The organism is Flavobacterium sp. K5-23, assembly GCF_023278045.1.
Classification (GTDB): domain Bacteria; phylum Bacteroidota; class Bacteroidia; order Flavobacteriales; family Flavobacteriaceae; genus Flavobacterium.
The window spans coordinates 554,965-572,818 of the sequence record NZ_CP056783.1 but is presented as its reverse complement, the minus strand read 5'-3'; the positions used below and the strand labels follow the sequence as shown (position 1 = coordinate 572,818).

At 33.5% G+C, this 17,854-nt stretch carries 17 protein-coding genes; 5 read left to right on the top strand and 12 right to left on the bottom strand.

Going from position 1 to position 17,854, the window contains the following annotated elements; all coding sequences use genetic code 11:
• Positions 1 to 2: 2 nt before the first annotated feature.
• From FLAK523_RS02630 to FLAK523_RS02610, 5 genes are all read right to left on the bottom strand, one after another.
• Positions 3 to 530: a hypothetical protein gene (locus tag FLAK523_RS02630; protein WP_248906275.1), complete on the bottom strand. Its 528-nt coding sequence runs from the start codon at positions 528 to 530 to the stop codon at positions 3 to 5.
• Between the two features lie 601 nt (positions 531 to 1,131).
• Positions 1,132 to 1,836, bottom strand: a complete 705-nt coding sequence (gene truB / locus FLAK523_RS02625) for a tRNA pseudouridine(55) synthase TruB (RefSeq protein ID WP_248906273.1) — start codon at positions 1,834 to 1,836, stop codon at positions 1,132 to 1,134.
• A 6-nt stretch (positions 1,837 to 1,842) separates the two neighbouring features.
• Positions 1,843 to 2,664, bottom strand: a complete 822-nt coding sequence (locus tag FLAK523_RS02620; RefSeq protein WP_248906271.1) for an undecaprenyl-diphosphate phosphatase — start codon at positions 2,662 to 2,664, stop codon at positions 1,843 to 1,845.
• Complete coding sequence (locus FLAK523_RS02615) at positions 2,665 to 2,907, bottom strand: DUF3098 domain-containing protein (RefSeq protein WP_248906269.1); 243 nt, start codon at positions 2,905 to 2,907, stop codon at positions 2,665 to 2,667.
• 68 nt (positions 2,908 to 2,975) lie between these two features.
• Entirely contained in the window at positions 2,976 to 3,851 is an 876-nt protein-coding gene (locus tag FLAK523_RS02610; RefSeq protein WP_248906265.1) for an ABC transporter permease, read from the bottom strand.
• Between the two features lie 162 nt (positions 3,852 to 4,013).
• On the opposite strand from FLAK523_RS02610, the gene FLAK523_RS02605 reads away from it, so the two are divergent.
• Together FLAK523_RS02605 and FLAK523_RS02600 are read left to right on the top strand one after the other, a co-directional pair.
• Positions 4,014 to 6,974 carry a leucine--tRNA ligase gene (locus tag FLAK523_RS02605; RefSeq protein ID WP_248906264.1) on the top strand — a complete coding sequence of 987 codons (2,961 nt, stop codon included), beginning with the start codon at positions 4,014 to 4,016 and terminating at the stop codon, positions 6,972 to 6,974.
• A gap of 159 nt (positions 6,975 to 7,133) precedes the next feature.
• Positions 7,134 to 7,823, top strand: a complete 690-nt coding sequence (locus FLAK523_RS02600; RefSeq protein WP_248906262.1) for a zinc metallopeptidase — start codon at positions 7,134 to 7,136, stop codon at positions 7,821 to 7,823.
• An 84-nt stretch (positions 7,824 to 7,907) separates the two neighbouring features.
• Here the strand turns inward: FLAK523_RS02600 and FLAK523_RS02595 are convergent, their stop codons facing one another.
• The 3 genes from FLAK523_RS02595 to FLAK523_RS02585 all read right to left on the bottom strand — a co-directional run bounded on the left by FLAK523_RS02595 (position 7,908) and on the right by FLAK523_RS02585 (position 9,982).
• Complete coding sequence (locus FLAK523_RS02595; RefSeq protein WP_248906261.1) at positions 7,908 to 8,378, bottom strand: Lrp/AsnC family transcriptional regulator; 471 nt, start codon at positions 8,376 to 8,378, stop codon at positions 7,908 to 7,910.
• A 167-nt stretch (positions 8,379 to 8,545) separates the two neighbouring features.
• Positions 8,546 to 9,298: a uroporphyrinogen-III synthase gene (locus tag FLAK523_RS02590; protein WP_248906259.1), complete on the bottom strand. Its 753-nt coding sequence runs from the start codon at positions 9,296 to 9,298 to the stop codon at positions 8,546 to 8,548.
• Between the two features lie 12 nt (positions 9,299 to 9,310).
• Positions 9,311 to 9,982, bottom strand: a complete 672-nt coding sequence (locus FLAK523_RS02585; protein WP_248906257.1) for a DUF4271 domain-containing protein — start codon at positions 9,980 to 9,982, stop codon at positions 9,311 to 9,313.
• A 104-nt stretch (positions 9,983 to 10,086) separates the two neighbouring features.
• Between FLAK523_RS02585 and FLAK523_RS02580 the strand changes: the two genes are divergently transcribed.
• From FLAK523_RS02580 to FLAK523_RS02570, 3 genes are read left to right on the top strand one after another with little or no spacing between them, the layout of a single operon-like run.
• Positions 10,087 to 10,812, top strand: coding sequence for a polyprenol monophosphomannose synthase (locus tag FLAK523_RS02580; RefSeq protein ID WP_248906255.1), 726 nt, complete (start codon positions 10,087 to 10,089; stop codon positions 10,810 to 10,812).
• Between the two features lie 9 nt (positions 10,813 to 10,821).
• On the top strand, positions 10,822 to 12,162 hold the full coding sequence (locus FLAK523_RS02575) for a dihydroorotase (protein WP_248906254.1): 1,341 nt from the start codon (positions 10,822 to 10,824) through the stop codon (positions 12,160 to 12,162).
• A 3-nt stretch (positions 12,163 to 12,165) separates the two neighbouring features.
• Positions 12,166 to 12,639 carry a DUF4296 domain-containing protein gene (locus FLAK523_RS02570; protein ID WP_248906252.1) on the top strand — a complete coding sequence of 158 codons (474 nt, stop codon included), beginning with the start codon at positions 12,166 to 12,168 and terminating at the stop codon, positions 12,637 to 12,639.
• 9 nt (positions 12,640 to 12,648) lie between these two features.
• Here FLAK523_RS02570 and FLAK523_RS02565 read toward each other — a convergent pair whose 3' ends face one another.
• From FLAK523_RS02565 to FLAK523_RS02550, 4 genes are read right to left on the bottom strand one after another with little or no spacing between them, the layout of a single operon-like run.
• On the bottom strand, positions 12,649 to 13,638 hold the full coding sequence (locus FLAK523_RS02565) for an NAD-dependent epimerase/dehydratase family protein (RefSeq protein WP_248906250.1): 990 nt from the start codon (positions 13,636 to 13,638) through the stop codon (positions 12,649 to 12,651).
• 30 nt (positions 13,639 to 13,668) lie between these two features.
• Positions 13,669 to 16,251, bottom strand: a complete 2,583-nt coding sequence (locus tag FLAK523_RS02560; protein ID WP_248906248.1) for a TonB-dependent receptor — start codon at positions 16,249 to 16,251, stop codon at positions 13,669 to 13,671.
• A gap of 4 nt (positions 16,252 to 16,255) precedes the next feature.
• On the bottom strand, positions 16,256 to 16,897 hold the full coding sequence (locus tag FLAK523_RS02555; protein ID WP_248906246.1) for a GLPGLI family protein: 642 nt from the start codon (positions 16,895 to 16,897) through the stop codon (positions 16,256 to 16,258).
• 2 nt (positions 16,898 to 16,899) lie between these two features.
• The gene (locus FLAK523_RS02550) at positions 16,900 to 17,667 is read right to left on the bottom strand and encodes a GLPGLI family protein (RefSeq protein ID WP_248906244.1); all 768 of its coding nucleotides are present in this window, start codon (positions 17,665 to 17,667) and stop codon (positions 16,900 to 16,902) included.
• Positions 17,668 to 17,854 lie beyond the last annotated feature (187 nt).

The window sequence follows — 17,854 nt, the reverse complement described above, 5'->3', positions numbered from 1 at the left end:
TTTTAAAAACTAATTAATGAAATTCCAAGGCTGAGGCTTCCGGTTTCTTTTTGATTGTTTATGGGTATGCCATAGCTACTCGCTTCTATAAATAATAAAAGTCCATCGGAGGTTTGAATGCCTAAGCTGATTTTCTTGTATTCCCCCATTAAGTCTCCCCGACCTAAAGCGAATGTTTTCCCCAATCCAAGTTGAAGTGAAATTAGAATTTCTTTATTAATTTTTGGACTAAGTCTAAAATTAGCAAAGACAGGAGCGACAACTAATTGGTCAGTAAATTTCCATTCTAAGCCACTGTGAATTCCTAGTGCCACCCATTTTTTAAAATGCAATCCATATCCTAGTTTGCTGCCTATTCCATCAGGGATAAACCAGCTTCCTGATTTATTGGTATAGGGGTCAACTTCATCTCTGTTTGGATTTCCTGTTATTGGAATTGTAACATCAAACTGGACGTATGTGTTTTTGTTGTTTTGTGCGAAAGTGATCACACTGAATAATAGTAATAATATTGTTTTTAATGCCTTCAAAATAGTTGGGGATGTTAATCTATAATTTTATTCGAATAAAAGCTATGTCATTTTTTAATTTGTACGTACCTGTTTGTTGTATTGAACTAAAGATGTTTTAGAGCAAATTAAAACTTGGATTTAAAAGAACGAATATAGCTACTTTTCTGTAAAAAATACAATTTTAAAATGAAGTAAATATTTATTTATTAAAATTGAGGGAATGCAAGTCAAGGTTAGATTTTGGACATTAAAGGTTTAAATGATTAAGCCGTAATATAGTTCTAAGTTTCTTTTTATTAAGTGATTAGATTTGGTTTTTCCCTAAAATAGTTGTACATTAGTAAACGCTAACCGAATCTATCAATTATTATAATACTTAACTAACTTTTTTTATTGGTGTCCAAAACATTGTTTAACAATTAATAAAACATCCTTATGAGAAAGCTATTTGAAAAAATCTATGATTATTTGTCTACATTATTGTTTGGTGGAGAAAACATAGCAAATTATTAAAATATCTACACCTAACAATCTAGACAAAAGAGTATGGAGTAAAAGTACTTTAATTTTTAATCAAAAACACATAACTAATTCGTATTGAATTAATTATGTGTTTTTTTTATTCCGTTTTTGGCGTTAAGCTATCTTCGAATAAAGTTACATCTATAGCGTTTTTCACGTCGTAATCCCCAATTTTCGTGCGTCGTAATGCAATCAAGTGAGAACCTGAATTCATTGCTTTTCCAAAATCAAAAGCTAGGGAGCGTATATAAGTTCCTTTACTGCAAACAACTCTAAAGTCAATTTCAGGAAGAGCAATTCTAGTGATTTCAAATTCGTGAATCGTCGTTTTTCTAGTTGCTATTTCAACAGATACTCCAGCACGTGCATGCTCATATAAACGTACGCCATCTTTTTTAATTGCTGAAAAAACGGGTGGTTTCTGGTCAATTTCACCAATGAACTGTTTCACAGTTTCGTGAATTAAGGCTTCGTTAATATGTTCTGTTGGAAAAGTCTGGTCGATCTCGGTTTCTAAATCATAAGAAGGGGTGGTTGCGCCAATATAAAAGGTACCAGTATATTCTTTGGCTTGACCTTGTAATTCTGATATTCTTTTAGTGAATTTTCCGGTGCAAACTAAAAGTAACCCTGTTGCCAATGGATCCAAAGTTCCTGCGTGACCTATTTTAAACTTCTTAGGAAGTCCTAATTTGTTAATCAACGCATATTTTAATTTATTTACCGCCTGAAAGGAACTCCATGTCAGTGGTTTGTCAATCAATAAAATTTGGCCGTTTAAATATTCTTCAGGAGTAGGCAAGATAAATTATTTTAAGTACGTAAAGTAAATTAATAGAAAAGTACCCACGATAATTCGGTACCATCCCCATGGTTTGAAACCAAATTTTTTAATGATTTCAATAAAGAACTTAATAGCCAAAAGGGCTACAATAAATGCAATTACATTTCCTAATAAGAACATTTTAATATTCTCATCCGATTTTAAAATAAGTTCGTAACCTTTCAATTGAGAGACTTCGTACGTTTTTAGAAAAAGAGAATAGCAAGTAACGGCAAGCATTGTAGGGACTGCCAAGAAAAATGAAAATTCTGCTGCGGCATGACGTGTTAGTCCTTGTTGCATTCCACCAATAATCGATGCTGCTGAACGACTTGTTCCAGGCATCATGGCCAAACATTGCCAGAAACCTATGGTAACCGCTTTTTTAACAGTGATGTCTTGTTCTTGGTGTACTGTTGGGTTTCTGAATCGGCTGTCGATAAATAACAATATGATTCCTCCCAGAATCAAAACAATGGCAATAGGAATGGGGTCTCCTAAAACCGCTTCGATTTTATCATCAAATAATTTTCCCAATACTAAAGCGGGAACCACAGCACTCGCTAATTTAATATAGAAATTGATGGCGGTTTTTGGGGTAGAGAAGTCAAAAAATTTCTTCCAGTATAAAACGACAACGGCTAATATGGCTCCAAACTGGATTGAAACCTGAAATAGTTTCACGAAATCATCTTCCTGGATTCCAAAATAAGAACTTGTGAAAATCATGTGTGCCGTGGAAGACACAGGAAGGTATTCCGTTAATCCTTCGATAACGGCAATAAGAAAAGCTTGTAATAGAGTCATTTATGCCTTTTTTGGATTTTTTAAAATAGCATAAACCGTGATTCCAAAACCAATTAAAACCGTAGTGGGAGCCAGACGAATTCTTCTAAAACTAAACACGGCTTCGTTAAATACATTTGGATCATCACTTCCTCCACCAGACATCAATATGAATCCAAGAGTAATTACGGCAATACCTATAAGCAAGATTTTATAGTTGATCTTTTCAAAAAGAAATTCTTGTTTGTGTTCGTTGTTTTTCATTTATGCTGTATTTATTTCAGCATCTATAAAATGCTGAATATTTTTTAGTTAAATATTAAAGTTGCTAACTAGTAAAGATCGTCTGTTCTTAAATTCAAGAATTTTTGAGTTGCAAAATAAGTGCTTATCCAAGTAATCAGAATCCCGATTCCTAAAACTGCAAGTAATACTAAAACAATAAGTATTTTGTTTTCCAAGATTCCAAGATCTGGAAAGTTTGTTTCAACATAAATTAAAACTCCAATCAACGCAAGGATTGCAAGAATTGCTCCAAGCATCCCTAGTTTTATACTACGCATCACAAATGGTTTTCTAATAAACGATTTTGTTGCGCCTACCATTTGCATGGTTTTTATAATAAAACGATTAGAGTGTATCGAAAGTCGAAGAGAACTGTTTATTAATAAAACAGCAATAAAAGTAAGGAATCCGCTGATTATTAAAATCCACAAACTTACTTTTTTGATATTGTCATTTACTAAATTCACCAATTGTTTGTCGTAAACAATGTCTGAAATCATTACGTTTTTACGCAAATTAGCCTCGATTTTAGCGATGCTGTCTTTCTCTACATAATCCGCTTTTAAATGGATGTCATAAGAGTTTTGCAAAGGATTTTCACCTAGAAAAGTCATGAAATCTTCACCTATTATGTCAGTGTGCTGTTTTGCAGCTGCTTCTTTGGTAACATATACATTAGATCTTGCATAAGTAGCTTTTTTTAATTCTGCTCCAAAAGCTTTCATGATACTATCATTTGCTTCTTTCTTGAAAAATACCGTCATGGCAATTTTTTCTTTGAAATCGTCAGCTAGTTTTTTCGAATTTATAATGAACAACCCTAATACCCCCAATAGAAATAAAACTAAGAAAATGCTTAGTACTACTGAAAAATAAGAGGAAATTAACCTGCGTTTTTGAAATTTATCAAATGAAGAACTCATAGTTTACTTTAATTATGGGGTAAAAATAATAAAGAATTTCTTTATTTGAAGTTAATAACGTCCAAAGTTTCAATTTTCGTACAATAAACGTAAATTTGCCATCTTGATATTAAAATAAAAAACCTTAGAAACTTTGCAGCTTTGCAACTTTGAAACTATATAATGAAGTACAATCCGATTGAAATAGAAGCCAAATGGCAAAAATACTGGGCAGAAAATCAAACATTTGCTGCGTCTAATACTTCCGAAAAACCAAAACATTACGTTTTGGATATGTTTCCTTATCCTTCTGGAGCAGGACTGCACGTAGGACACCCTCTAGGTTACATTGCTTCGGATGTGTATTCTAGATATAAAAGACATCAAGGTTATAACGTGTTGCACCCAATGGGGTATGACAGTTTTGGATTACCGGCTGAACAATATGCCATTCAAACAGGGCAACGTCCTGAGGATACTACTCGTGTAAACATTGATGGTGGATTTGACAAAGAGGGAAACCAAATAGCAGGATACAGAAAGCAATTAGATAAAATAGGTTTTTCATTTGACTGGAGTCGTGAAGTGCGAACTTCAAATCCGGATTACTACAAACATACACAATGGATTTTTATCCAGTTATTCAATTCTTGGTACAATAAAGATAACGACAAAGCCGAAGATATTTCGACCTTGATTGCTTTATTCGAAAAAGAAGGAAATTCAACTGTCAATGCAGTTTGCGATGATGCTATTGAAAGCTTTTCAGCAAATGAATGGAGCGCTTTCGCAAAAGATACCCAAGAGAAGATTTTGTTGCAATACAGATTAACGTATTTAGCAGAGACCGAAGTAAACTGGTGTCCTGGATTAGGAACTGTTTTGGCTAATGACGAAATCGTAAATGGAGTTTCGGAACGTGGAGGTTTCACTGTAGTTCGAAAAAAAATGACCCAATGGAGTATGCGTATTTCTGCTTATGCAGAGCGTTTGTTGCAAGGATTAAACGATATCGATTGGAGCGAAAGCATCAAAGAAAGTCAGCGTAACTGGATTGGAAAATCAGTTGGGGCGATGGTTTCTTTTAGATTAAAAGAACACGAAGCTAATATCGAAGTTTTTACGACAAGACCTGACACAATCTTTGGAGTTACGTTTATGACTTTGGCGCCAGAGCACCCTTTGGTTCAAGAAATCACTACGCCAGAATATTTAGATAAAATAAACGATTATATACTAGCATCATCTAAGCGTTCCGAAAGAGAACGTATGGCTGATGTTAAAACCATTTCAGGGGTTTTTACAGGAGCTTATGCTGAACATCCTTTTACCAAAGAACCAGTTCCAGTTTGGATTGGGGATTATGTTTTGGCAGGATACGGAACAGGTGCCGTAATGGCGGTTCCTTGTGGCGACGAAAGAGATTATGCTTTTGCTAATTTCTTTAAAGGACAAAGCGGAATGCAGGAAATAAAAAACATTTTTGCTAATGTGGATATTTCTGAAGCGGCTTACGGTTCGAAAGATAATGTGATTATTGCCAATTCTGATTTCTTAAACGGATTGACATATAAAGAATCGACCAAGAAAGCAATCGAAGAACTGGAAAAATTAAACCAAGGTTACGGAAAAATCAATTACCGCTTGCGTGATGCGGTTTTCTCCCGTCAACGCTATTGGGGAGAACCTTTTCCGGTATATTATGTAAATGGCTTGCCGCAAATGATTGATGCAAAACATTTACCTATTGTATTGCCAGAGGTAGAGAAATATTTACCAACAGAAGACGGTTTGCCTCCTTTAGGAAACGCAACTGTGTGGGCTTGGGATACCGCTAATAATAAAGTGGTTGAAACAAATTTAGTGGGCAACAACACCGTTTTTCCTTTAGAATTAAACACGATGCCAGGTTGGGCAGGAAGTTCATGGTACTGGATGCGTTATATGGATGCAGGAAATGACAACGAATTTGCAAGCAAAGAAGCATTGGCTTATTGGGAAAGCGTAGATTTATATATTGGCGGAAGCGAGCACGCAACCGGTCACTTGTTGTATTCTCGTTTTTGGAATAAATTCCTTAAAGACAAAGGATTTGCTCCAACGGAAGAACCATTCAAAAAACTGATCAATCAGGGGATGATTTTGGGAACAAGTGCTTTTGTACATAGAATTCATACCTTAAATAAAGTACCAATTTTTATTTCGTCTGAAAAGGCAATGCTTGGACAGGTTATTACAGGAAAAGAATTGAGTAAATTGGGTTTAATTAATTTCGATAATGAGGAACTTGAAGAAAATTTAGAATATAAAATCCAAGATTTACATGTTGATGTTGCTTTAATTAATGCATCAAATGAATTAGACATTGAGAAGTTTAAAAATCATCCCCTTTATCGTGATTATAAAGATGCCATTTTTATAACTGATACTAATGGAAAATATTTGGTTTCTCGCGAAGTTGAAAAAATGTCTAAATCGAAATACAATGTGGTAACGCCAGACGACATTTGTAACGAATATGGCGCGGATACTTTACGTTTGTACGAAATGTTCTTAGGACCATTGGAACAAGCAAAACCTTGGAATACTGCAGGTATTTCGGGAGTTTTTGGTTTCTTAAAAAAACTGTGTCGTTTGTATTTTGATGAACACAATATGATTGTCAATGATGAAGTGCCTACGAAAGACAACTTAAAAACATTACATAAAACCATTAAGAAAGTGGCAGATGATATTGAGAATTTCTCATTCAATACCTCGGTTTCCCAGTTTATGATTTGTGTGAATGAATTGTCGACTCAAGGTTGTCATTCTCGTGCTATTCTAGAGCCATTGGCAATTGTGATTTCGCCTTACGCACCTCATATTGCTGAAGAATTATGGTCGTTATTGGGAAATACAGGTTCAATTGCGACTGTGACATTTCCTGTATTCGAACCAAAACATTTGGTAGAAAGCAGCAAAGAATATCCTGTTTCTTTCAACGGAAAAATGCGTTTCACAATCGAATTGCCTTTGGATTTAACCAAAGACCAAATCGAGGAAATCATCATGAAAGACGAAAGAACAATAAAACAATTAGATGGTAAAACGCCAAATAAAGTGATTATTGTTCCTGGAAAAATTATCAACTTGGTGGGGTAGTTTTATAAATTCCAAATTCCAATGAAATATGTTTCGATTGGAATTTGGAATTTCTGTTTTTTGGAAATTGGTTTTCAATAATGCCAATTTGACATTCTGTAAAATTGGTTCCAAATTTGATGTTTCTTTCGTAACTTTCACTAGTAAAAAAAAGAAAATATGGGAATGAGTTATTTAATATTAGCCGGAGCCATTATGCTCGCGAGTTGGTTGGTAAGTTCAAGGCTGAAAAGTAAGTTTGAGCAGTATTCTAAATTGCACTTGCAAAACGGAATGTCAGGCGCTGAAATTGCGGAAAAAATGCTTGCTGATAACGGAATTCGGGATGTTCGTGTGATTTCGGTATCGGGTCAGTTGACGGATCATTATAATCCAGTAAATAAAACGGTAAATCTTAGTGAAGCCGTTTACAACCAGCGCAATGCTGCGGCTGCTGCAGTTGCTGCACACGAGTGTGGTCACGCGGTACAACACGCTGTAGGGTATGAGTGGTTGACAATGCGTTCTAAATTAGTTCCTGTTGTAAATGTCGCGTCCACTTATATGCAATGGATTCTACTTGCGGGGATTTTTATGATGAAAAGTTTTCCACAGTTATTGTTGATAGGGATTGTAATTTTTGCTGCAACAACCTTGTTTTCGATAGTAACTTTGCCGGTAGAGTATGATGCCAGTAACCGTGCCTTAGCTTGGTTAGAGAGTAAAAGAATGCTGACGCAGCAAGAACAAGCTGGAGCAAAAGACGCCTTGAAATGGGCTGCTAGAACTTATGTTGTAGCCGCGCTTGGGTCTATTGCTACTTTACTATATTATATTTCGATATATATGGGTGGAAGCCGAAGAGATTAGAAACAATTAATAAGCAATATATTAAATCCCAAATCCCAATCTTGATAAATTGGGATTTGGGATTTTTTTTGAAATATTTAAATTTTACAACTGTATCTGTCTGTCAATTTGTTGGTCTAGAGAAATAAAGGTTTCTGTTCTGGAAACGCCCTCGATTGCCTGGATTTTAGTGTTGAGTAATTGCATTAAATGTTCATTGTCTCTACAGATAATTTTTATCAATATGGACCAATTTCCGGTGGTGTAATGACATTCCAATACTTCGGGGATTTTTCTTAAATCTCTTACGGCTTCTGGATTTCGGGCTGCTTTGTCAAGGTAAATCCCAACAAAGGCCATAGTGTTGTATCCTAGTACTTTTTGGTTCACCACAAATTTAGATCCCGATATCACTCCAGATTGTTCCAGCTTGCGCAATCGCTGGTGGATAGCGGCTCCTGAAATTCCAATTTTATTGGCAATTTGAAGTATGGGTTTTCTGGCATCTTCCATTAGAAATCTTAAAATTTCTTTATCGATACCGTCTATTTCTATTTGCAGGGAATTAATTTTCATAATTTACTATTTGAAACTAAAACCTTAAATTTAGTTTTAATTGAAAACCAAATTTAATTAAAAAAGAACAATTATTGACGGGTTGAGGTTTTAATTGGGGTAAAGGCATAAAAAAACCATTCGTTTTGACGAATGGTTTTTTTTTATATTTTAAAGGGGTTCTAAATTTATTTAGCTCCTTTGTTTGCTTCTACAATGTATTTTTCTAGTGCCATTGTCATTGAAGGAGTATTAGGTGTTGGTGCAAGAATATCTACTCTTAAACCGTGGTCTAATGCTTCTTTTTGAGTTGAGCTACCGAAAACCGCTATTCTAGTATTGTTTTGTTCAAAGTCTGGAAAGTTTTTAAACAATGATTTTATTCCTGTAGGGCTAAAGAAAGCCAAAACATCATAATAAACATCAGCTAAATCCGAAAGATCACTCATTACAGTCTTGTAAAAAACAGCTTGAGTCCAGTCTACTTTTAAGTTATTAAGAGTGATTGGAGCATCAGCATTTAATTGATCTGAAGCGGGTAAAAGAAATTTTTCGTCTTTGTACTTTTTAATCAATGGAGACAGGTCTGCGAAGTCTTTAGGTCCTACGTAAATTTTACGTTTTCTATAGACAACGTATTTTTGCAGGTAGAATGCAACAGCTTCAGATTGGCAGAAATATTTTAATCCTTCTGGTACTTTGAAACGCATTTCCTCAGCTACTCTGAAAAAATGATCTACAGCATTTCTACTGGTTAAAATAATTGCAGTATAATGATTAAGATCGATTTTTTGTAGTCGAATCTCTTTAGCATTAACTCCTTCTATGTGAATAAAAGGTCTGAAATCAATTTTTACTTTATGCTTTTGTTGGAGCTCAAAGTATGGAGAATTTTCCACTTTAGGCTCGGGTTGTGACACCAAAATTGTTTTCACTTTCATATTTAACTTTTTCTAAGCGCTACCTTTTGTAAACCAATAATACATAAAAAAATAGGGGGCTATTTCCAAAGTGCAAAGATATAAAATAAAATAAAACAACTTGCCGAATATTAGATTTTGATGGTTTTTAATTGAAGCGACATAGGTTATTATGTTTGAAATCAGTACTATAGCTACGATGCTGATTGGAATTATTTTGGGAATACTATCGTAATAGAACAGTATAATGTTGATTGGGAGTATGAATAATCCGATATACGTTCGATAAGTAACCTTTCGAAGATTGAATTGCTCCATGAATTCCTCAATATTAAAGGCTGTAGCAATAATTTTTTCAATTAGATATTTTGCAAAAATAAAGAAGATAAGAAAGGTGGAGAGTTGGATGTAAAGTATCCAATCTGTTTTTGAGGCATAACCAAAGAGATTCAGTGTAAGCTGAATGAAAAAAGCCAGTGAAATAATCTGTACAAAAAATAATGAGATGGTAAATCCACTTTTGATTTGGCTGCTGTCTCTGTAAACTTTATTGTATTTATCTGAGAAAAGAAGGTTTACAAAATCTCTAAACCGACTTTCAAAAGCGGATTTAGTGATGGCAATAATAGCGAATGACAACACAAATAAAAGTGTAGCCCAGTCTTTGTTTTCGGTGATTCTTGGATCAAGTACGTATTCAGTCATAGCGAGGCAAATTTACTAATTTTTTGTTTCATTCTTTTTATTATAAATTTATTATGAATCAAATGCGATAAAAAGGTTACTTTTGCCGTGAAATTACTCGAAATATGAACGACTGTATTGTTATAATTCCTACCTATAACGAAATTGAAAACATCGAGAGCATTATTAGGTCGGTGCTTTCTCAGCATAAACCTTTTCATATTCTTATAATTGATGATAATTCTCCAGATCATACTGCAGATAAAGTCATTAAACTACAAGAAGAATTTAGTGGCCAGTTATTTTTGGAACAAAGAAAGGAAAAAGCCGGATTAGGAACTGCTTATGTGCATGGTTTTAAATGGGCTTTGGCTAAAAAATACGAATATATTTTCGAAATGGACGCCGATTTTTCCCATAATCCAAATGATCTGGAAAAGTTATATAATGCTTGTCATTTTGGAAATGCTGATTTAGCAATTGGTTCTCGTTATGTTACGGGTGTAAATGTGGTGAATTGGCCGTTGAGCCGAGTTTTGATGTCTTATTTTGCCTCTGTTTATGTACGCATTATAACGGGAATGAAAATTCATGATGCCACAGCGGGTTTTGTTTGTTTCAAAAGGAAAGTACTCGAGGAGATGAATTTGGATAAAATAAAATTTGTGGGTTATGCTTTTCAAATTGAAATGAAATACAGAACTTACTGTAAAAAATTCAATATTACCGAAGTTCCTATAATTTTTACCGATAGAACAAAAGGGGTCTCTAAGATGAGTAATTCTATTATAGTGGAGGCCGTATGGGGAGTTATAGCTCTTAGATTAAAAAAATTAATAAATACTTTATAAATAATTGCAATGAATTGTGTTTTAATTAAGAATGCCAAAATAGTAAATGAAGGGGTGATTTTTGAGGGCGATGTTTTAATTGAGAACGACTTAATTGTTGAAATAGCAGAAAGCATAAGTGCCAAGTCTTCTCAATGTAAGATTATTGATGCTGAAGGGAATTATTTGATGCCAGGTGCCATCGATGATCAGGTGCATTTCAGAGAGCCAGGACTTACACATAAGGGAGATATTGAGTCGGAATCCAGAGCAGCAGTAGCTGGTGGGATTACTTCTTTTATCGAGCAACCGAATACGGTTCCTAATGCGGTTACCCAAGAAATATTAGAAGAAAAATACCAACTGGCGGCACAAAAATCTTATGCGAATTATTCGTTTATGATGGGAGCAACCAATGATAATTTAGAAGAAGTTCTAAAAACAAATCCTAAAAATGTTGCCGGAATAAAAATATTTTTAGGATCTTCAACAGGAAATATGTTAGTTGATAATGAGGCTACGTTAGAGAAAATATTTTCCAGTACTCCGTTGTTAATCGCTGTTCATTGTGAAGATGAAACGACAATTAAAAACAACACCGAAAAATATATTGCTGAATATGGTGAGGATGTACCTGTAACGGCACATCACCTTATTCGTTCAGAAGAAGCTTGTTATATATCGTCTTCTAAAGCAGTAGCGCTTGCTAAGAAAACAGGTGCTCGCTTGCACGTTTTTCATCTTTCCACTGCCAAAGAAATGGATTTGTTTACCAATAAAATCCCATTGGAAGACAAGAAAATCACTGCCGAAGTTTGTGTGCATCATCTTTGGTTTACAAATGATGATTATGCCACTAAAGGGAATCTAATAAAATGGAACCCTGCGGTTAAAACGGCTAAAGACCGTGATGCGCTTTGGGAAGCTTTACTTGATGATAGAATTGATGTTATCGCTACTGATCACGCGCCTCATACTTTAGAAGAAAAGAAACAGCCGTATCTAAAAGCGCCTTCTGGAGGGCCATTAGTACAACATGCCGTAGTGGCTATGTTTGAAGGGTATCACAAGGGTAAAATAAGCATTGAGAAAATTGTGGAGAAAATGTGTCATAACCCAGCCAAAATTTTCAAAATTGAAAAAAGAGGTTTTATCAGAGTGGGTTATTATGCCGATTTAGTTATTGTGAATTCAGGTTTGCCATGGAGCGTTAAGAAAGAAAATATTCTTGCTAAATGTGGATGGTCGCCTTTTGAAGGGTTTACATTCAAATCAAGAATTACGCATACTCTTGTAAACGGACAATTAGTTTATTCCGCTTTTAAAGTAAAAGAAATACGCGCAGGAAAACGTTTGTTATTTGACCGATAAAAAATGAAAAAAATACTATCACTTTTAACGATTTTGGCAGTGTTTATAAGCTGTAAAGAGGAAGGAATCATAAAGCCAGAACGTCTTATTGAAAAAGAGATGATGGAAGAAGTTATTTATGATTTGACTATTTTGGACGCGATAAAATATCAAAACCCTGCTTCTTTAGAGACCAATAATATAAACCCTTCAAAATATATTTATAAAAAGTACAAGATAGATAGTCTTCAATTTGCTCAAAATAATGTTTATTATGCTTCAAATTATGGAGAATATAAGATTATGTTTGAAAAAATCACGAAGCGAATTGAGAATGAAAAAGCTGTGACGGATTCATTGGTCAAGATTGAGGAAAAGAAGAATGCAGTATTGTTGAAAAAGAAAAATGCTGATTTGAAACTAAAAGATTCTTTAACATTAAAAAAGCTGATTCCTGAAAAAATAAAACAAAGAAGGGAACGTTTAAAAAAAGAATAAATAGCGAGATTATAAACGAGAGATTTCATTAATGTACTGATGTACATCAATGAAATCTTTTTTTATTGCGGTCTTGATTTTTTCATTAGAATATTCTTGAACACTATAAGATGCTTTTGCAGTGGCGCGAGTCAACTCTCTATTTCGATTAAAAACAACTGCCAATAGCCAATCTATTCTCCATCCTATTTCAATGAGAAACGGTTTTGCATGAACACTGGGTTTCTTGACCTTTAAGGAGTCAGCAATGCTATTGATCACTTCTCTGAATACAATATTTTGTGCAATGAGGGTAAAACGCTCGTTTTGCATTTCACTTTTCATTAATTGGAAAGCGATTTGAACGACATCCGTAACAGCCACAAATCCAGTTTTGCCTAAAGTATAATAAGACATGCCGCTAGCTACTTTCGAGAAAAGCTTTCCACTTCCCTGTTCTCTAAAACCAGGGCCAATGATAATTCCCGGGTTTAAAACCACAACATCCAAACCTTCTTGCTGACCACGCCATATTTCCATTTCGGCGCCATATTTAGAAATGGCATAATCGCTATGTGGTTTTTCGGGATTCCATTCGGTTTCCTCAGTGATTATTTTTTCGTGGGGAGCCAAATCCCCAAGGGCAGCTATAGAACTCAAATAACATAGTTTTTGGATTCCCTTGGCAAGACAAAAATTCACCATATTTGCCGTTCCTTCGATATTAGTTTTCCTAACTAAATCTTCTTCTTTAGGATCAAAAGAAATTAAGGCGGCACAATGATAGACAAAGTCAACATCTCTAAAAACATTTTCTAAAGAAGGGGTGTCCGTGATATCCGCTTGCATCCATTGAATAGCCTCAAACAAACTTGATTTTTTGTATAAATCGAATAAGGATTTCGTTTTATCAATGCTTTCTGTTTTTCGATAAATGGCACGTACGTTTTCCCCATTTTCAATCAAATGAAGTAATAAATGAGCGCCTACTAAACCTGTTCCTCCTGTGACTAATACCATTTCGTAAAGATAATTAGTTTGTTGGATTTTTTAGTATGAATAATTCAAACCAAATAATATATATCCAGGCATTATTTTAGTGATTGTTTCTGTAAAATAAATTTCGTTGAAACTAGTTTTTACAATCTTGCTATTGTCTAAATTCAAAAGATTAAACCCATTACAGCTTAATTTAAGCTTTTTGGATATGATGTATTGAATATTGGAATTAAGGAAGTCAATCCTGTTTGAGGTGTAACTTGAGTTTTGATAATCTCTATTAATCCCTATATCCCATTTTAACTTGTCTTTGATTTTACCGCGTAAATTAAAGGACAGTTGATATGCTTCGGTTTTGTTTGAAAAAGAATTAATGGATTGATTGAATTGGGTTTGCCTGAAATTGAAACCAAGATCAAATTGTATCCAAGCATTTTTTATGTTAGAAATTAGTTGTTGTTTACTCGAGAGGACTTGCGATTTCACATTGTTGTTTACGCCGTTAAATTGTGAAAACCCATCAGTACTTAAAAAAGCAAATGTGTTTTTTATGGAAAACGGCATTTTTTTAAATTTCAAATCATAATAAGCCATACCATTTAGAAGTTTTTGATTATTTGTTATAATGAATTGATTCTCGGCCCAGTTGTTTTGATAGTTTCCATTATTCGAAATAAATTTTTCAGTAATGCTATACGTCAATTTAGAAAAAAATACGCTTTGAGTTTTAGTGTTTATATTTAGATAATCTAATGAGAATTCGTTTCTAGGGATTAGCTGTTTAAAGGAGACTAAACTATTATTATGCAAAGTTTGAAAATCTGATATAAACGTATTGTTCTGCAATTGGTTAATCGATGGTAATTCGTGGTTTAATGAATAATTAAAGGATAGTTTGTTTAGGATGTTGAAATTGTATCCCAAATTCACACTCGGTTCAAATCTCCAAAATGAATTTCGATCAATTGAAAATTGTAAATCTGTATATGAAATTCTAGACGCAATAGTCGACTGAAATTTTGAACTCCAGCTTTTTATCCACGACGGATTAATTTGAATAGATTTTTTATCCAAATCTAAGTTGGAGTCGAAATCATTGTTTTGAGTTATAGACGATTTTAAGGAACTATCTGTATTTAGTAGGCTTACTTTTAGGCTAAACAAGTTGCTTTTTCTGGCCAAAGAAAATTCATTAATTATATTTATGAAATTGTTTTTGGACTTGAAATTTTGATTGATTTGTTCTAAATCAGTGCCAAATAAAGACATATTAGAATTCAAATGTAGTTCTTGATCGTTAGATACATATTTGTGTTTGACACTTAATTTGTAATTTATTTTCTCATATAATTTGGACAAGACCTGAAATTGTTGGTAAAAGCTAAAATTGGAATTAGTCTTGTCAGTATCAACAACTTCATTTGAAGTAAATATATTGTTGTTTTCGTCGTCTACATTAGGAGTGAAACCTGCCCCATAGGAGTAATACGTTTTTTTACTTTTGTTAAATTCCCATTTAAGATTAGTGTTGTTTAAAACATAAGTTGCATTTTTTGCATCGGAGAACGACAATTGGTTTTTGCTTTCGCCAAGGTTAGTTTGATTCTTAAATTGGGATTCAATACTATTTGCAACATTAAAAATATTGGTTATGGTAATTTTTGATTTTTCAGCTATTCTTGAGGTATAATTAATTCCTATAAAGGTATTTTCCTTTTTTGTAAAATAGCCGTTTGGATTCAAGAACGATGGCATTTCTAATTGGGCTACTGATTCGTTATTAGAATTAATATCCGAAACGGTTCGCATCTCATTGTAATCTTCAATGGAAATAGGAGTTTTAGCAATGTTATTATAATCTGTAATTAGGGCAAGATTTCCCTTTTTGAAGAACTTAAATAAATTGTTGTGGATTTTTAAGGAATTATTTATTCCAGAACCAATTTCAAAATCACCAATCCATTTGTTTTTAAAGCCTTCTTTCATTTTTAGATTTAAGGCAATGCCTTTATCAGCACCGGAACGTTCTCCTGCAAAACCGGAATGATTCAGTAGCAGGTCAATTCCTTCGACCATATTGGCGTCTATGTTTTGAGTGGCCATTTGGTGTTTGTTATTAAAAAACTCGTTTCCATCTATCAAGATGTTGTCAATTTCCTGTCCTTTATAGGAAACCTTTCCGGCTTGATCGACATTCAAACCAGGTAACTTTTTAATAACATCCTCTATTTTATTTTCGGTACCGTCAACAATAGTTTTTAAATTATAAGAAATGGTATCGCCCTTAATTTTCATTATCTTCGGGCGGCTTGTTATGATTACTGTTTCGAGCTTGTTGGCTAGCTCGTCTAAGATACATTCAACAGTATTTGGTTTATCTACAACCAAAGAAAGCTCAGTTGCCGTAAATCCCAACTTGCTTACTTTAATTTGATAATTCCCGTTTGATAATTCTTTTTCAAACCACCCTTCATTGTTTGTTGTTCCAAAACCAATTTGTTTGTCGTTTTGGTTAACAACTACAATGGCTCTTACCAGCGGGTTTAGATTAGAATCAAAAACCTTAAATTTAATCTGGTTTTGTGAAAATGTAAAAACCGGAAAAAGTATAAAAAAGAGCTGTTTTAGATTCACAAAATTATTGTTTAAAGAAATTTTTAATCGCTGGTTGCTTGTACTCTATTTTTGTCGCAATTCCTGATTGTTTGTCCGTACTATATTCGAGTACAACCCCATCTATAAATGGAATAGTGTTAGGACTTCCTTTTGCTTTTATTTCTTTTGTGAAATATACGGTTACTGTTTTGGTGCTGTATTTACCAATAGCTTCCGTACAATTAAATCCTAGAATTTTCTTTTTATTCGTAGTGATATTCCATATTACTTTGGATAAATTACCGGAATTTAGTTTGTTGTTTTCATTATGGGTATAGGTGTTGGTTTTAGAATTTTTTTGAATTCTTATTTCTGGGGAATTAACCGTTAATGATAAGTCCTTAAAAATTGTATTTCCGTTACTTGCTATTTTTCCTTTCTGATTATTTTCAGATTCTTCCTTTTTTTTAAGAAAAAACACATCATCACCCTGTAGAAATAAATAAGAAGCTGTGTATGAATTTTGCATTTGTATTAAAGCTACTTCTTGTATTTCTTTTGGTAAAGAGCTTAGATTTTCTTTTGAAATGGTATTAGTGTTCTGATAGGTTAACTTTATGGTGTTTTGCGCAAAACTGTTTGTGTATATTAAGCTTAGCAGTACGATTGTTCTAATTGTTTTCATATTTAATTTCCTTTATAAACTCTGGCTTCTCTAGTATGAACCGCTCCATTCTCATCAGTATAGTTTTTTGGTTTAAGATCTTCTTCCTTGATTTTTTCGTATTCAATATCTGAAATTAACGGTATTTTTCTATCTAATTTATCAAGAATGATTTTTTTATCAAAAAACTCGATTTTTGTAGCATAAATCACTCTTTGTTTCCTTTCGTATCTAATAACCAATCCTGGAATTTTTGCCGTATAATATGGGCCGTCAAAAACTGGTATTTCTTGGGTGTACCAATATTTTATGGTATCTGTTGGTTTTAACTTTGGTAATTGGTAGGCTAATTTGCATTTGTAGTTGTCGATGACCTTTTCGTCAGATGTAAAAATAAATTCATCCTCAGGGAATGGCCTTTCTGTATAATATTCTTTCTCATCAATCTCGGTTTTGGTGTAGCTTTTGTTGTTGCTGTAATTTTTTAGAATATAGGTTTTTGGTATTTTGACAATAGTCCCTTGATTGATGTCTTCATCTGTGGTAGGAATGTTAGAGAGTATAGTTTTGTCCTTTACTTTCAAGCTTTCGTATGTCGAATAATCGCCGTTATTGATTAATTCAAACTGTTGAGGTGTTGTAAATATTTTTTTTATCGTTTCACGTTCATGTTCTTGAAAGTTATTGAAAAAATTATCATGGTAAATGGTCACTTGTTCGTAAGTAACCTTAATACTTTGTTGGGCGGCTAAAAAATTAGAAAATAATAGGGCAATAAAAACATTTTTCATTTATAAATTTTTTAAATTCGAATTAGCCTCCAATGTTATTCATCACGAATGTAATTAATTATAGTAGGATGTTTTCCTGTAATTAACACTAAATTAACAAGATAATATTTCGTGTTAAATATTGAATTTGGTCATAATCAATTAATTTAACTTATTCTAAGGATTTTGGTCGATAGCATTTTTGGTG

Excerpts from the sequence above, each read along its gene's own strand:
- FLAK523_RS02620 (WP_248906271.1), bottom strand. The coding sequence starts at position 2,664 with ATGACTCTATTACAAGCTTTTCTTATTGCCGTTATCGAAGGATTAACG.
- FLAK523_RS02615 (WP_248906269.1), bottom strand. The coding sequence starts at position 2,907 with ATGAAAAACAACGAACACAAACAAGAATTTCTTTTTGAAAAGATCAAC.
- FLAK523_RS02610 (WP_248906265.1), bottom strand. The coding sequence starts at position 3,851 with ATGAGTTCTTCATTTGATAAATTTCAAAAACGCAGGTTAATTTCCTCT.
- FLAK523_RS02605 (WP_248906264.1), top strand. The coding sequence starts at position 4,014 with ATGAAGTACAATCCGATTGAAATAGAAGCCAAATGGCAAAAATACTGG.
- FLAK523_RS02600 (WP_248906262.1), top strand. The coding sequence starts at position 7,134 with ATGGGAATGAGTTATTTAATATTAGCCGGAGCCATTATGCTCGCGAGT.
- FLAK523_RS02595 (WP_248906261.1), bottom strand. The coding sequence starts at position 8,378 with ATGAAAATTAATTCCCTGCAAATAGAAATAGACGGTATCGATAAAGAA.
- FLAK523_RS02590 (WP_248906259.1), bottom strand. The coding sequence starts at position 9,298 with ATGAAAGTGAAAACAATTTTGGTGTCACAACCCGAGCCTAAAGTGGAA.
- FLAK523_RS02585 (WP_248906257.1), bottom strand. The coding sequence starts at position 9,982 with ATGACTGAATACGTACTTGATCCAAGAATCACCGAAAACAAAGACTGG.
- FLAK523_RS02580 (WP_248906255.1), top strand. The coding sequence starts at position 10,087 with ATGAACGACTGTATTGTTATAATTCCTACCTATAACGAAATTGAAAAC.
- FLAK523_RS02575 (WP_248906254.1), top strand. The coding sequence starts at position 10,822 with ATGAATTGTGTTTTAATTAAGAATGCCAAAATAGTAAATGAAGGGGTG.
- FLAK523_RS02570 (WP_248906252.1), top strand. The coding sequence starts at position 12,166 with ATGAAAAAAATACTATCACTTTTAACGATTTTGGCAGTGTTTATAAGC.
- FLAK523_RS02565 (WP_248906250.1), bottom strand. The coding sequence starts at position 13,638 with ATGGTATTAGTCACAGGAGGAACAGGTTTAGTAGGCGCTCATTTATTA.
- FLAK523_RS02555 (WP_248906246.1), bottom strand. The coding sequence starts at position 16,897 with ATGAAAACAATTAGAACAATCGTACTGCTAAGCTTAATATACACAAAC.
- FLAK523_RS02550 (WP_248906244.1), bottom strand. The coding sequence starts at position 17,667 with ATGAAAAATGTTTTTATTGCCCTATTATTTTCTAATTTTTTAGCCGCC.